The sequence below is a fragment of the Pseudomonas sp. S2_A02 genome (genome assembly GCF_054668495.1).
Window position 1 is genome coordinate 3,518,939 of the sequence record NZ_CP162776.1, and the last position, 14,721, is coordinate 3,533,659.

The 14,721-nt window shown below is 59.3% G+C and carries 11 protein-coding genes; 6 read left to right on the forward strand and 5 right to left on the reverse strand.

Annotation, left to right across the window (positions count from 1 at the left end):
* Positions 1–70: 70 nt before the first annotated feature.
* Complete coding sequence (locus AB4O41_RS16015) at positions 71–409, forward strand: tryptophan synthase subunit beta (RefSeq protein ID WP_460143874.1); 339 nt, start codon at positions 71–73, stop codon at positions 407–409.
* 171 nt (positions 410–580) lie between these two features.
* Here the strand turns inward: AB4O41_RS16015 and AB4O41_RS16020 are convergent, their stop codons facing one another.
* The 3 genes from AB4O41_RS16020 to lapG all read right to left on the reverse strand — a co-directional run bounded on the left by AB4O41_RS16020 (position 581) and on the right by lapG (position 3,998).
* Positions 581–889, reverse strand: a complete 309-nt coding sequence (locus AB4O41_RS16020) for a DUF6124 family protein (RefSeq protein ID WP_460143875.1) — start codon at positions 887–889, stop codon at positions 581–583.
* 455 nt (positions 890–1,344) lie between these two features.
* Positions 1,345–3,291 (reverse strand): cyclic di-GMP receptor LapD, encoded by a 1,947-nt coding sequence (lapD, locus tag AB4O41_RS16025; RefSeq protein ID WP_460143876.1) that lies wholly within the window; start codon positions 3,289–3,291, stop codon positions 1,345–1,347.
* A gap of 14 nt (positions 3,292–3,305) precedes the next feature.
* Positions 3,306–3,998, reverse strand: coding sequence for a cysteine protease LapG (gene lapG, locus AB4O41_RS16030; RefSeq protein ID WP_460143877.1), 693 nt, complete (start codon positions 3,996–3,998; stop codon positions 3,306–3,308).
* Positions 3,999–4,197: 199 nt separating this feature from the next.
* Between lapG and AB4O41_RS16035 the strand changes: the two genes are divergently transcribed.
* From AB4O41_RS16035 to AB4O41_RS16055, 5 genes are all read left to right on the forward strand, one after another.
* Complete coding sequence (locus tag AB4O41_RS16035; RefSeq protein WP_460143878.1) at positions 4,198–4,908, forward strand: GntR family transcriptional regulator; 711 nt, start codon at positions 4,198–4,200, stop codon at positions 4,906–4,908.
* Positions 4,909–5,667: 759 nt separating this feature from the next.
* On the forward strand, positions 5,668–6,444 hold the full coding sequence (locus AB4O41_RS16040) for a DUF3050 domain-containing protein (RefSeq protein ID WP_460143879.1): 777 nt from the start codon (positions 5,668–5,670) through the stop codon (positions 6,442–6,444).
* Positions 6,441–7,370 carry a diiron oxygenase gene (locus AB4O41_RS16045; RefSeq protein ID WP_460143881.1) on the forward strand — a complete coding sequence of 310 codons (930 nt, stop codon included), beginning with the start codon at positions 6,441–6,443 and terminating at the stop codon, positions 7,368–7,370. The genes AB4O41_RS16040 and AB4O41_RS16045 overlap by 4 nt, the downstream gene beginning before the upstream one ends.
* 13 nt (positions 7,371–7,383) lie before the next feature.
* A complete protein-coding gene (locus tag AB4O41_RS16050; protein ID WP_460143882.1) occupies positions 7,384–10,800 on the forward strand; it encodes an amino acid adenylation domain-containing protein in 3,417 nt (1,138 codons plus the stop codon).
* A 29-nt stretch (positions 10,801–10,829) separates the two neighbouring features.
* A complete protein-coding gene (locus AB4O41_RS16055; protein ID WP_460143883.1) occupies positions 10,830–11,297 on the forward strand; it encodes an SRPBCC family protein in 468 nt (155 codons plus the stop codon).
* A 135-nt stretch (positions 11,298–11,432) separates the two neighbouring features.
* Here the strand turns inward: AB4O41_RS16055 and AB4O41_RS16060 are convergent, their stop codons facing one another.
* The gene (locus AB4O41_RS16060; protein ID WP_460143884.1) at positions 11,433–13,313 is read right to left on the reverse strand and encodes a methyl-accepting chemotaxis protein; all 1,881 of its coding nucleotides are present in this window, start codon (positions 13,311–13,313) and stop codon (positions 11,433–11,435) included.
* Between the two features lie 425 nt (positions 13,314–13,738).
* Positions 13,739–14,668 (reverse strand): type VI secretion system-associated lipoprotein TagQ, encoded by a 930-nt coding sequence (tagQ, locus tag AB4O41_RS16065; protein ID WP_460143885.1) that lies wholly within the window; start codon positions 14,666–14,668, stop codon positions 13,739–13,741.
* Between the last annotated feature and the right edge of the window lie 53 nt (positions 14,669–14,721).

Genomic DNA, 14,721 nt, shown 5'->3' on the forward strand with positions numbered 1-14,721 from the left:
ACCGCATACTCGCCTGCGTTGACCTATGCTGCTGACAGCACGACGCTGGTCTATTTCCGAGGGATGCTCAATGTTTTACGTGCAACGCGATGCACAAGGTCAGTTGGTGCGCGTGGAAGCCACGGCGTACGCCGAGGCCACGGAAACGCTGCCGGCTGATAATCATGAAATCCAGGCCTGGTACGCCCACGAAGTGGTGGAGACCAGCCTCAAACAGCTCAAGCAGAGCGACCTGGAAATGATCCGGGTACTCGATGACTTGATTCAGGTGCTGACCCAAAAAGGCGTGATCCGCGTCACCGACCTGCCGGCCGCCGCACAAGCCAAGCTGATGGACCGGACCCAGGCCCGTGAAGCGTTGGGCGGGTTGAGCCAGTTGATCGATGATGATGAGACGGGGTTGATCTAACGCCCGACGCCGATCGTTCCCACGCTCTGCGTGGGAATGCCTCAAGGGACGCTCCGCGTTCCAGCCTCACCGCCGACGTTGCGCCTGACACTGTTGTGACGCGGAGCGTCACGGGCTGCATTCCCACGCAGAGCGTGGGAACGATCAACGATCATGTCGCAGATTTAACTGCTAAACCTCGGCCCGAGCCTGCATCTGCGGCGATTCAAGGTGATCCAGCGCTCGTTCCACCAGTAAATGAACCCCATCGGCCATTCGGCTGAGTGCCAAAGCTATGGATCGTCGTGAGCCTTCCACATCATCCGCCAGGTCGGCGGCGATGGCGCTGATGGAGAGTAGGTCTTCGGAGGCGTTGGCCAGAAGGGCTTCGGTGTCGATGTCGGGGGAGACGGTGAAGAGGCGCCCGTTGCGGGATTTGGGGGGTTCGTTTGATGCTGAGGTACCAGAATCATCTGGCGGATTCGGCGTTACTTTGAACATAAGAAATACCCTAAACAGTAAGTTGGAGCCGTCACCGTTCGCTTGCACGCGAATAGGGTGGCGGCCGTGCGCAGGTGTGCAAGACCGGGACTGTTTAGGACACCCAGCAGATCCGAGGATCTCCTGCGCGCAGCCGCCATAAAGCAGTGAACATCGAAATGTTCATTGAAAGGAATGGCAGCACGCTACCTAAACAGTTTGGTCGGACTTGCACGTCCGTGTCACCGATTATTCGGTGACAAAGCCAGACTAGCCTTGGATTTCAGCCGGAACAAGTTCACCAACACCGCTACAACTTGAAGGAAATCTCCTAGGACTTTGCTACCGGAATAATCGGTGTCCGCACGGGCGCCATCGCGGGCAAGCCCGCTCCCACAGGGGCGGAGGTGAACGCAGGATTGTGGTACCACACAAATCCTGTGGGAGCGGGCTTGCCCGCGATGACGGTATCAGCCTCACCGCCAAGGCTTAGGCTCACCAAAGAGTTGCCCCTGAACCCCATACAACCCCATCTCACGAATCACCGCCAACTCCCCTTCGGTCTCGACCCGCTCGGCAATCAACGGCAGATCAATGCTATGCGCCGCCCGCTGAATCGCCTCGATGAACAGGCGCTTGTCGCTCTCCTGATCAATCGCCCGGATGTAACTGCCGTCGATCTTCAGATACGCCAACCCCAGCCGCGCCAAATTGCCGATCATGCTGAAGCGTCCACCAAAACGCTGCAGGCTCAGCGAAAATCCAAGCTCGCGCAGACGCCGCGTCAGCTGTTCCAGCACCGCTTGCTCAGGCAATTGTTCTTCGCCGATTTCCAGGGTCAATCGTTCCCCCAGATTCGAATGCTGACGCAGAATCTCGAACACCTTGTTCAGCGCCTGCGGATCCGCCAGTGTCGCCGAAGACAGGTTCAGCGCCAGCGACTCTTCATGGTCGGCCATCTGCTCGAGCACCAGTTCCAGCATCAAACGGTCCAGCCGCGCGGTCCAGCCGAAACGCTCGAGCCAGGGCAGGAAACGCCCGGCGGGAATGGTCTGGTCCTGCTCATCGAGCAGGCGCGACAGCACTTTGTAATGCAGCACCACCTGCGTGTCGTGGCTGGCCACCACCGGCTGGAAGTACAGCTCGAAACGCTGCTGATCCAACGCCTGATCCAACAAGGTGTGCCAGGCATGGTGGTCCTCGCCAACCCGGGCCGATGCACTGTGATCGAGGCACGCCCAGCTAGGTTCGCCCTGACTTTCCGCCTGGGCCAGTGCCTGATCCGCCAACCCGATCACCGCTTGCGGCGAGTCGCCATGGGCAAACGGCGCCAGTCCGATCGAGGCCACCGACGCCACGTCCGTGGCGCCCGTCGCATGCAGGCTCGCCAAGGCGCTTTCTAGGTTACTCGCCAGTTGCAGCGCTTCTTCGCGCACCAGCCCCGGCGCCAGCACGGCGAATTCACCACCCCGAATGCGCGTCACAAGGTTCTGGGTTTCCGGGTACTTGGCGCACTCACGGGACAACTGCTCGCCCACCGCTTTCAACAATTCATCGGTGCGCTGACCACCCAGCCGTTGGTTCAAACCAGCCAGATCCTTGACCCGCAGCAGCAGCAAATAGCCGGAACTGGCCTGCTCAGGATTACTCACTCGCGCGTTCAATTGCATTTCGAAATAGCGTCGGTTGGCCAGGCCGGTCAGGTTGTCCTGATAGGACTCGGCCCGCAGTTTTTCACTGCGTTCGGCCTGTTCCTGGAACAGCGCCTTGAGCTTCTCGACCATCTGGTTCATGGCCTGCACCACCCGACGCAGTTCCGGGGTGCGCGGCAGTTCCGGCAGGCTGAGGAATTCGCGGCGAGCAATCGCGTGAGATTGCTTGACCATGTAATCCAGCGGCTTCAGTTGTCGGCGCAGCAACAGCGCGCCCAACACCGCACTCACCGCGCCGCAGATCAGCAACCAGCCGAGGCTGCCCAATGCGCTCTGCCACAGCTTGGCCAACGCGAACATCGGATGGCTGACCACCTCGACCCGCGCGGCCTGCTCCCAGCCACGGCTGACAAGCGCGTCGCCACCGGCCGGTTCCAGGCCGATCAGTTTGACGAACCAGTCCGGCACGTTGGTGACCGCCGGGATGCCGCTGCGCTCGACAATCGTCTTGTCGTTGGCCAGATCGACCACGCGGATGCTCGCGTAATAACCGCTGTCGAAGATCGAACTGACCAGCAACTCGACCATCGCCGGGTCGTCGATGTTCGGCGTCAGGGACAGCGCCAACGCCGTGGCGGCGTCCTGGGCATGGGAGCGCAACTGGTTGACGTACTGGGTACGCGAGCTTTCCAGACTGACCATGAAGCTGCCGGTGAAGGCGACCACCAGGAACAGACAGATAGCGATCAACAGCTGTTTGAACAAAGACATCTGAGCGCGTGCTCCTAGTTAGTCGTCTCGACCGGGAAACCTTCGGCCTGCATTTTCTTCAACACATCCTGCCAGCGGGACAGGCGTTTGGTGTCTCCAACCTTTTTGTTGCCTTTGGCACCCGGCAACCATAACCCTTCGGCATTGAAAGAGTAGACCGGCAGCAAATCGGTTCGCTGGCTGGCGGGCTTGATCGCATCGATCAGGCTGTCGAGCACCAAAGGCATGGCCTCGGGATTCGAGTAATAGGTCAGGACCATGTGCGCGCGGTTCAGGCGCAAAGCCTTGACGTAGGTGATGCGCAGCTTGTCACTGGAGACACCGAGATGGCGCAGGCTGAAATATTTGGCGATAGCGTAGTCTTCGCAATCACCGGCACCTTTCCATAAGCCTTCGATCGGTGTTTCCCAATAATCGACCTCGTGCCACAGGTCGATGTCTTCTTCGTAGCGCATCTGTTTGTTGAAGAATCGGTTGACCACGTTGAGCTGTTCCAGCTCGCCAATCTGCTTCTGCGTGGCCAGCAATTGCTGCCAGGCATCGATGCGCTGCTGCCCTTCACCCAAAGGCCCGTACAGTGCCTGCGCGCGGCGGCTGATCAGCGAAAAATCCCAGTCGGCATGCAGCCCGCCCAGCATGACGCCGGCCAGCAGCAGCGCGCAGCCTAGCCAGCGCAAAGTCCGAGGGATCGCGAAACGTGCCGCCAATGCGAGGCATCCAGGGTAGGCAGGTGGGAGTCGGTCGATGGTGCAGGTTAGCCCGATAAAAAACAATGGCACGGTGAGATCATTGCCAGCACGCTAGACTTTAGGGTAATGCGATCCTTTGCCCGTTTGACAACCCGTCAGGCAGTCACTAGTGTCCATTTGGATCCAAATCCTTTCATTTGATCAGGGTGTGTTTGTTGTGACTCAGAAGCCCAACCCTCTCAGCAGCATCAAGGTCAACGGGCCGATTCCCGCCCATCTGGCACGCTCGGTGATCGAAGAAACCCTACGCGCGGCGATTCTCGACGGTCGCATTCCTTGCGGCATCGCTCTGCGTCAGCAAGACCTTGCCGACCTGTTCGGCGTCAGCCGCATGCCGGTGCGCGAAGCCTTGCGCCAGCTCGAAGCGCAATCGCTGCTCAACGTGGTCGCCCATAAAGGCGCGGTGGTTGCACCGCTGGTCCAGGGCGATGCGGCAGAAACCTATGAGCTGCGAATTTTGCTCGAGTCCGAAGCCCTGCGTCGGTCGATCCCCTTGCTTGAAGCCGTCGATTTCGAACAGGCAGAGCGCTATATCGACGAGTTGGAAACGGAACACGACTACACCGAGATCGGCCGGCTCAATCGCCTGTTCCACATGGCGCTGTACCACAAAGCCCCCAACAAGCGGCTGCTGAGACTCGTCGAAGACGGGTTGAACGAAGAGGAGCGCTTCTTGCGTTTCAATCTGGAAGCCATGGGCCTGGGCAAACTGTCCCAGGAGGATCACCGAGCATTATTGCGAGCCGCCGAAGAGCGGGACGTCGAGCGAGCGGTGACATTGCTCGAAAACCACCTCAACCGGGGTGTCGAAGTCATCACGCACTACCTCGAAAGCTCTGAACCGCAGCGCCGGAAAACCTCGAAGTAAACCCGCAGCGACAGCCCCCAGCGAGCCCATTGAATGGCTCGCTTTCGCTTGTCGCGACATTGAGCTGATCCGCACCTGGATTACTCGACGAACAAATCTACTCACAAATCTTCCTTTCGTTCGCACCCCAGACCGGTGTGCAGCGATTTCATGCCTGTTCCCCAAAGCCCCCGCCATCTTCAAGCCCGACGATTGCACCTATCAGATCATGCAGGGGGTGATAGCGACTGCCGTGAATTACGCTCACTCTTGGGCTGCCAACAAATAATGACGGACGACGCATCGCTCCCGCGAAACAGTCGACGCACCAAGAACCTACGGAAGGAGTCTTGCCACGGGAAAGGAAGAACCGGCGTCACTCCCAGCCAACTTCCACCCCCTCAGATCACATCAATGAACCCAGTAGAAAGTTGCTTTGAGTGAGGCATTCACTCTTTATTTAAATTTTGGCCTATATAAGTCGAAAGGAGCAACTACGCCCAAATAAAACTTAATACAAAAGTCTTATTGGGACTTGTCGCACTCGAGAAAGTTAAACTTTAAATTAATTAAAAAATAACTTGCCCGAAACTTTATTCGTGTATTAGTTTTTCTCCGCCACCCATGAACACTGGGCGCCACGTACCACTTAGTGATTACGCACCTGAAAAACATCAATTCAATTGAGGCCCCTGTTCGCCAATAAGAAACTTCTAGCAACCGTCACCTATTGATCAACACCCCCCTCAACGGTATTCCAGACCACTTATAGGCTCGCTCATGAAACCGACTAAAGATCGTCTTAACCAGAAGAAAGCAGAACTTAGTGCGCACCCGATCTTCTCTGAAATACATTCGTTATCGGTCCTTCAACGCTTTATGGAAACCCATGTGTTTGCGGTGTGGGATTTCATGTCGCTGACCAAGCGCCTGCAACAGGAACTGACCTGCGTTCAACTGCCCTGGCTGCCGCCACGAGATCCTCAGGCCGCGCGGTTGATCAACGAGATCGTGCTCGGTGAAGAGTCCGATGATCGTCCGGCCCAAGGTCACTACAGCCATTTCGAGTTGTACCTGGATGCGATGCGCGAAGTCGGTGCCAGCACGGCCGCCGTCGAACGCTTCGTGGCGCTGCAAAAAGAAGGCGTGAGCTATGACGTGGCACTGCAAAGCGTCGACGTCGACCCGGCGGCCGCGCAGTTCGTGCGCCACACCTTGCACACCGCGATGCATGCACCGGGGCACAGTGTGGCGGCGGCGTTTCTGCATGGCCGCGAGAGTGTCATCCCGCAGATGTTCCAGCGGATTCTCGACGACTGGGGTATCGGCATCGAACAGGCGCCGACCTTCCGTTACTACTTGGAGCGGCACATCGAGGTCGACTCAGAAGACCACGGCCCGGCGGCGGAAAAACTCCTCGCCCGCCTGGTCGATGGCGATCCACAGCGAGAAGAAGATGTTTATGCCAGCGCCATCGCCGCCGTGGAAAGCCGCATTGCCCTGTGGGACGGTTTGCGCCAGAGCATGAGCGAACCCGTTGTAGAGGTGAACGCATGAACGCTGCCGACTACCAATCGTTCGCCGATGCCTGGGAGAGCCGCGCGACCATTCGCACCCGCCCCCGGCGCGTACTGGAGAACGACGACAAACTGATCTATCCGCTGAGCCGTCAGCCGCTGGTGCTGAGTGAAACCTTCCTGCGCGAATGCCCGGAACAACGGGATTTCGCCTTGGTGCAGACACTCTACAAGTTCATCAACGACGTGGTGATTTTCGAAACCGAGATCGTCGACAAGACCGCCCGCAGCATCGCCAAAAACCGCTTCAGCGTGGCGTTCCCGTTTGCCTGTCGCTACGACGCGATGACCGTGGTGGTGGACGAGGATTACCACGCCCTGGTGGCCATGGATTTCATGCAGCAAACCGTCGCCATGACCGACATCGTACCGATCGGACTGCCGGATGAAATCGAACTGAGCCGTGCCATCCCGGCAGCCGTGGCCCTCGCACCGGAACACCTGCGCAGCGCCGTGGAGCTGATCTGCGTGGCCATCGCCGAAAACACGGTGACCGGCGATGTCGCGGCGTTCGCCAAGGACGACACGGTCAAGCAGTCGATCAAGGGCCTGATGGCCGACCACTTGCTCGACGAGGGCCGTCACTCCGGGTTCTGGGCGCGGTTGGTGCGCATCTATTGGCACACCGCGAGCGAAGACGACCGCCAGCGCATCGCGCAAATCCTGCCGGTGTTCATCGGCCATTACCTGACCAACGACATCCAGAAGTCCTTCGACTTCCGCTTGATCGACGCCTTGCAGATCAGCGATGTGACGCGTCGGGCACTCAAGAGCGAAGTATCGGGGCTGGCCTTCCCGATCAATCGCCATCATCCGCTGGTCGCCAACATCGTGCGGTTTTTCCGCAGCAGTTCGCTGCTCGATTCACCGTGCGTGCAAAGCGCCCTGAGCGACTACCTGGTTTAACGAGGAGAACATCATGAGACGTCTCGATATTTTGCTCATTGGGCAAAGCCAGGCCCTGACCGACCTGGCGCTGGAACTCGAACAACACGGTCATTCACTGGCGCGGCTGGTGAATCTGGAGGGGTTGGCGCCAAGCACGTGTGATTTGCTGATCGACGATGCGAGCCTGCCGTTTCAGGACTTCGGCGATGCACCGCGCCTGACGCTGCAGCTGGGTGTCGGCGTGCCGGGCGCCTCAGGCCTGCCGGCATTGGACCTGCTGTGCACGTACAACTCGATGCAGCCAAGTCGCGTGCCAGTCGCCGAAGAACTGTCCGGTAACGGCCAGGCATTGCGCCTGCGAGCGGTGGCCGATCTGGTCGATCACGTGGCACTGCTGGTTAGCCGCTTCTCCCGGGATGCCGAGTATTTCCTGCAGGCAGAACCGATGGCTCCCGCGCAGTTTGGGCAAGTGGAAAACCTGCTTTTTTTAGAACACCTGGCCTTCGTCCATCAGCTCAACGCCAAGGCTGAACCATGGCTGCTGCAACTCGGCCAGATCCCGATGATCGAGCGGCTTGAACAGCGCTTCATCCAGTCTGCCGAGCGGCCGGCGCTGAACGTCGCCGGCACGTCGCTGAGTTATCGGCAATTGCACGCCCACAGCCGCGCCATCCAGCAGCGTTTACAGCCGTTGCTCGATCAGCATCAAGGACCGTTGGTGGTCGGGATCTGTCTGCCAAAATGCAGCGCGTTGTATGCGGGGATTCTGGCTATCCTGGGCACCGGCGCGGTGTACCTGCCGCTGGAGCCAAGCCATCCGCTGCAACGTCAGCAGTACATTCTGGAAAACGCCGGGGCGGTGTTGTTGCTGCATGACGGAGAACATCCGCTCAGCGAGACGATGCCGGGACTGGACATCAGCGGCATCGACATCGGCGATGTGAATCTCGATCAACCCTTGATGCGCCAACGACCTGATCTCGACGCACCGTGCATGGCGCTCTATACCTCCGGCACCACGGGGCACCCCAAAGGGGTGTTGCTCAGCCAGGCCAACCTCGCGCACTTCACCGCGTGGTACGCCGACTACGTGCAGCTGACCGAACAGAGCCGGGCGTTGCAGTTTTCATCGTTGAGTTTCGACTCATCGTTGATCGATATTTTCCCGACCCTGCTTCAGGGCGCCGAGCTGATCGTGCCCAACGAGGATCAACGTCGCGACCCGTTGCAACTGGTCGAGCTGATCCGCCACCAACGACTCAGCCATGCCTTTTTGCCGCCGGCGCTGTTGAGCATCCTGCCGCTGGATCAGTTGCAAATTCTCGATCATGTGATGACCGGTGGTGATGTTTGCGAACCCTATGTGATCGAGCAACTGACCCGCCAAGGCAATCTCTACAACCTCTACGGCCCGACCGAAGCCACGGTGCTGATCACCGCGCGGCAACTACGCCCCGGCGACAACAACCGGACACTCGGCGCACCGATTGCCAACAGTCAGGTGCTGATCCTCGATGAGGACTTTCAACCGGTGGCCGAGCACACCGTCGGTGAGTTGTACATCGTCGGCCCGGGGGTATGCCTGGGTTACCTGAACAACCCGCAGCAGACTGCCGAACGTTATCTGAACCTGAGCCTGCCAAACGGCCAGAGCTTGCGCGCCTACCGCTCCGGTGACATGGCCAAGTGGACCCCCGACGGTATCGAGCTGTGCGGACGGCGAGACAATCAGGTGAAGATTCGCGGCTTTCGGGTCGAGCCGGAAGAGATCGAACGCTGCCTGCGCGACAGTCAGCTGTACCGTCAGGTGGCGGTGGTCATCGACCGTCATCGACGGATTCTGGCCTTTCTCGCGCAGCCTCAGGAAGAGCGACCCGGTGCTGCTCGCGAAGCCTTGAAAGCCCACGCGATGCAGTTTCTGCCGGACTATATGCAGCCGACCGCATGGACCGAACTGGCGAGCATGCCGTTCGCCAGCAACGGCAAGGTCGACCGCAAAGCGCTGTTGGAACTGCCCGTCAACGTGACCGAAAACAGCCAACGGCGTTTGCCTGCCAGCGCCGATGAAGCGTTGCTGCTGAATATCTGGGCCGAGCTGCTGGAGCTGCCCGTCAGCGACATTTCCACCGACGAAAGTTTCTTCAATCTCGGCGGGCACTCGATCTTGCTGTCACGCATGTTGCTGCGTTTGCGTGAGGAGTTTGGCCGCAGCATCTCGATCAACCGCTTCATCGAACTGCCGACGATTGCGAAGCTGGCGACCTTGGTGCGCGGCTCCGGAACCGAGGAAGTGCTGAGCGAGAAAGCCCTGGCCGATGCCTTCCGTGAACTGGATATCGAGCCGCTGCCGGTCAGCCGAATGGGCGATGTACACAAGGTGATCGTCACCGGCGCCAACAGTTTTGTCGGTGTTCATATCGTCGAAGCGCTGCTGGCCTGGGGCGCCAGCGAAGTAGCGTGCCTGGTGCGCGATGGCGGCGGGCAATCGGCGGCGCAACGCTTTGCTCAGGCGTTGCGGGAAAACCGTCTGGAGCATCTGGACTTGAGCCGGGTGCGGGTTTACGCGGCGGACATCACTCGTCCGCAACTGGGGCTCAGCGAAGATGTTTACGTACGGCTGGATCGCGAGTTCGGCGCATTGGTGCACAACGCCGCCAACGTCAATCACGTCCTCGATTACGAGTCGTTGGCGCGGGACAACGTCGAGCCGATTTTCGAGTGTCTGCGTTTGTGTGAAGGGCGCAGCAAGAAGATCTTCAACTTCGTCTCGACGCTCTCGGCGTCCAGCACGATTTCCGACGATGGCCGGGTCCTGGAATTGCCCGCCGCGCAGACACCGCCGATCTACATCAAGAACGGCTACAACCTGTCGAAATGGGTCGGCGAGCGGATTCTCGAACGAGCGCGGGAGCGTGGGGTGCGGGTCAATCTTTATCGCCCCGGCAACATCAGTTTCAACAGCCTCACCGGTGTCTGCCAACCCCACAAGAATCGCTTGATGCTGATGCTCAAGGGGTCGATCCAGCTCGGCCAGGTGCCGGAATTCGCGCTGAATTTCGACCTGATGCCGGTGGATTTCCTCGCCCGTTTCATCGCCTTCCACGCCAGCCGTTACCAGGCCGAAAAAGCGGTGTTCAACCTGCACAACCCCGAGCCCCTGAGCTGGGATTGCTACGTGGCGTCATTTCGCGAGGCCGGTCGGGAGTTCGCCATGGTCAGCGTCGCCGACTGGCAGCAGCAACTGGGCCGTGTCGACAGTGATAACGCGCTGTTTGGCGTGCTGGGCTTCTACCTCAACGGCTTCGAAGAAGACATCGGCGACATCTCGATGATCGGCCACGACAACGCCCAGGCCGGCGTCCGGCAGATGGGCGCGCACTACCCGGAAAAATCCCCGGCGCTGCTGCGGCGCGGCTGCGACTACCTCAAAGAAATCAATTTCATCTGATTCACCCTACCCCTGCACGGAGCAAAACCATGAAGACTCTGCAACCCGATACCCTGATCAAAAACCCTCACGGCTGCCACGTCGTGTCTTCGGTGGAAGTACCGGCCGAGGCGACGCAAGTCTGGGCGGTAGTAGGTAACTTTGCCGGCTTCGATCAATTCATTCCGGCGCTGTCGCACATCGAGATGACGGGCGAAGGCGTGTCGTCGCTGCGCAAGAAATTCTTCAAGGACGGCAACCTGGTGGTCGAGCAACTCAACTCCCGGGATGACCAGGCGCTGAACATGACCTGGACGACGATCTACAACACCTTGGGCGTGGCCAATTTGTGGGCGGCGATGTGTGTGGAATCCTTGGGCGCAGGCAATTCGCGAGCGACCTGGACCATCATCGCCGAACCGGCCCAGGGCGGTGCCGAAGCCCTGCCGGGGTTCAAGGATTTCGTTCAGGGGTTTGCCGATGATGCGATGGGGAATGTGTTGAAGCTGTTTGTGTAAGGCTTCGTTCCAGCGGTGGCTGATCTACCGCTATCGCGGGCAAGCCCGCTCCCACAGGGGATGTGTGTACGACACAAACCATGTGGGAGCGGGCTTGCCCGCGATTGAACGATAACGCGGTAGAACTGACCTCAATCAGATCTTGAAGCTATCAACCAACTGCTTCAACCGATTGGCCTGCTGGGACAGCGCATCGCAATCCTTCAATGTTTCATTGAGGTTGGCCACGCTCTGCTGGTTCAGCAGGTTGATCTGGTTGACGTCGACGTTGAGGGTTTCCACCACTGCAGTCTGCTCCTCGGTCGCTGCGGCCACCGACTGGTTCATGCCGTCGATTTCGCCGATGCGCTGGGTCACGCTGACCAGTCGCAGGCCGGCCTGGTTCGCCACTTCGACACTCTGCTCGCTGGATACCTGACTGGCATTCATCGTGGTCACCGCTTCGCGAGAACCGATCTGCAGCGAGCTGATCATCTTGTGGATCTCTTCCGCCGACTCTTGGGTGCGATGAGCAAGGTTACGCACCTCGTCCGCCACCACCGCAAAACCACGACCGGCCTCACCAGCACGGGCCGCTTCGATGGCCGCGTTGAGCGCCAGCAAGTTGGTCTGCTGGGAGATACCTTTGATCACATCGAGAATGTGGCCAATGTTGTCGGTGCTCGCGTTCAAGGTTTCGATCTGCGTGCAGGACAGGCTGATTTTCTGCGACAGCTCAGTCATGGCCAGGATGGTTTTTTCCACCACCTGACGACCGTCATCGGCCTGCTCGCTCGCGCCGCTGGCGTGTTGCGAAGCATCGGCGGCGTTGCGGGCGATTTCCTGGGTGGCGGCGCCCAATTGGTTGATCGCCGCAGCCACACTGTTAGTGCGGGCGCTTTGTTCATCGGAGCCGAGGATCGAGGCGTTGGACGATGCCATTACCCGTTGCGACAGGTCATGAACCTGACGGGTCGCCGAGGACACTTCGGAAATCGACGCGTGAATTCGCTCCACGAACTGGTTGAAGGAACCGCCCAATTCGCCGAATTCGTCTTTGCTTTCTACCACCAGACGACGGGTCAGGTCGCCCTCGCCCTGAGCGATGTCCTGCATCGCACGGCCCATTGTGGTCAGCGGCCGCATCAGCACGCTGATCAGCAGACTCAGCAGCACTGCAATGGCGCTCACGGCGATGAACATCGCGATCAGCGCCGAAGTGCGGAACTGGCTCAGTGGTGCGTAGGCCTTGGCCTTGTCGATCGACAGACCGACGTACCATTCGGCATTTGGTAAACCACTCACCGGCGTGAACGAGAGGATGCGGTCCTGCTTGTTCAGTGCTACTTCCTGATTGCCTTTCTCGATGCGGACACTGGAACCCGGATAGATGTCTTTCAGGTTCTTCATCACCTGATCCTTGTCCGGGCTGACGATCACCTGACCGTCGGCGCTGACGAGGAACGCGTGACCGATGCCACCGAAGTCCACCGAGTTGATGATCTTCACCAGGGTTTCCAGACTCAGGTCGCCGCCGACGACGCCCAGCAGTTCGCCGTTCTTTTTCACCGGCATGGCGATGGTCACCACTAACCCGCCGACCGAGGCCATGTAAGGCGGGGTCAGCATGGTCTTGTCGGCGACCACGGCTTGTTTGTACCAGGGGCGCTGACGCGGATCGTAGCCGTCCGGCATCTTCGCGTCAGGGCGCTGGGTGAACACACCATTGGCCTGCCCGACGTAGGTGAACTGGAAGTTCGAGGTGAGGGCGGGTTGATCGACCAGCCCCGGCAGATCGGCATTGGCGCCTTGATGAGCGACGTTCTGCGCGAGGTTTTCCAGGACCAACACGCGGCCACTCATCCAGTTCTGCACGCTGCTGGCGGTCAGGTCGCCCGCTTGCTCAACGGAAGATTCAATATTTTGCCGAATGGTGTTTCGCTGCAGATAGTCGTTGTACAAAGTGAACAACGCAAAAGCCAGCACCACGACGCCTGAAGCGGCCAGCAGAATTTTATGGCTGAACTTGAGATTCATTTCATGGGACTTCTTATGCAAAAAGTGGGGATGCGTTCCGGATTGCAACATTCCATGTAACAGCGCAGACGGCATTCTGGAGCCGCTCTACTTTGGTGCACGCATGTCTCATCAGTCTGTCGGCACGAGAGGGAGAAATCTTAGGGGTTTGTACGAAAACCGTCAGATACCCGCCGAACGGCGATGGCACCGACTCGCTTTATTCGCAAGCAACGGGGCTGGACAAGCAGGAGATTCCCGAACCTGCCCGGGAGATCATGCACATTAGCGTTCAGCAGAATGGCGGATGACCTGCAGTTGCCGGTATAGCGAGCGCTTGATCATTTGCAAGCGCAGGAGAGGGCGGCGCATGGCGCCAAGGTGTAGCCCGTACAGATCACCCCCACGCAGAGCGTGGGAGTGATCAAAGATCTACAGCAACTTAATCAAGCATTCGGGCAAGGCACCGGTGCCCAGTCGCCCAGGTCCGCGTTCTTGCACATGCTGTTGACCTGAGTGGTGCCGGCGCTGGCGACCTGCTTGCTTTCATCCTGTTTGGTCTTGGCGGTCTGCAGGGTTTTCTCGGTGGTGACCGCTTCTTTCGGCACGGTTGGCAGCACCGGTTTTTTCGCCGGTTTCACCGCTTTTTTGCTCTTGGTCGGCGCCACGACCGGCGTGGTGTCGGCGGTTGCCACAGTGACCACGTCAGTGCGCTGCACGCCTACTTGCTGCAGGTCTTTTTCATAGGCCTGGGTGTAGTTGTTCAGGTCTTCGCTGGCTTTACCGTTAACCGCGACGATCAGGTCGTTGGACTCTTTGAGGCCAGCGACGATTTCTGCCAGGCGCTTGCGGCCTTCGGTGTCGTTGACGGTCTTGGCCTTGCGGTCGGCGACCAGTTTGGTGAACGCGTTCTGGTAGCACTGCTGCGAAGTCTTGGCGTACGCAGTGCTACGGTCGATGTCGGCGGCACTTTTGTTGACGTCGGAGGCGTAGGACGCGATGCGCTGGTTGTCATCGGCGATCTGCTTCTGGCGCTCGGTGTAGTAACCGGCCGCGCCGCCCGCCACGGCACCACCCGCTGCACCGATGGCGGCGTTGCGGCCACGGTTCTCGGAGTCGGTCAGGGCGCCCAGCAGTGCACCGCCGACAGCGCCGACGGCCGCGCCAGTGACGACCGACTTGGTCATGTTCGAATCAGTGGCACGCAGGTGCTGCACCGGCTCGTAGCAGTTCGGGTAGTACTCGACCTTGGTGCTCGAGGCGACCTTGGAGGTCGGCGACGTGGCGCAACCGGTCAGTACGGTGCTGAAGCCGACGGCCATCAGCAGCAAGTGACGCTTGGAAAGCGAAGCAAAAGGTTTACGGGAGGAAAGCATAGTTGTGTTCTCTTTTAAGTTTGACCAGCTCAGCACGGCCCACCGCCGCCTGA

Bases quoted from the DNA above. Each gene is read 5' to 3' on its own strand.
- AB4O41_RS16045 (WP_460143881.1), top strand. From the start codon at position 6,441: ATGAACGCTGCCGACTACCAATCGTTCGCCGATGCCTGGGAGAGCCGC.
- AB4O41_RS16060 (WP_460143884.1), bottom strand. From the start codon at position 13,313: ATGAATCTCAAGTTCAGCCATAAAATTCTGCTGGCCGCTTCAGGCGTC.
- AB4O41_RS16055 (WP_460143883.1), top strand. From the start codon at position 10,830: ATGAAGACTCTGCAACCCGATACCCTGATCAAAAACCCTCACGGCTGC.
- lapD (WP_460143876.1), bottom strand. From the start codon at position 3,291: ATGTCTTTGTTCAAACAGCTGTTGATCGCTATCTGTCTGTTCCTGGTG.
- AB4O41_RS16015 (WP_460143874.1), top strand. From the start codon at position 71: ATGTTTTACGTGCAACGCGATGCACAAGGTCAGTTGGTGCGCGTGGAA.
- AB4O41_RS16020 (WP_460143875.1), bottom strand. From the start codon at position 889: ATGTTCAAAGTAACGCCGAATCCGCCAGATGATTCTGGTACCTCAGCA.
- AB4O41_RS16040 (WP_460143879.1), top strand. From the start codon at position 5,668: ATGAAACCGACTAAAGATCGTCTTAACCAGAAGAAAGCAGAACTTAGT.
- tagQ (WP_460143885.1), bottom strand. From the start codon at position 14,668: ATGCTTTCCTCCCGTAAACCTTTTGCTTCGCTTTCCAAGCGTCACTTG.
- AB4O41_RS16050 (WP_460143882.1), top strand. From the start codon at position 7,384: ATGAGACGTCTCGATATTTTGCTCATTGGGCAAAGCCAGGCCCTGACC.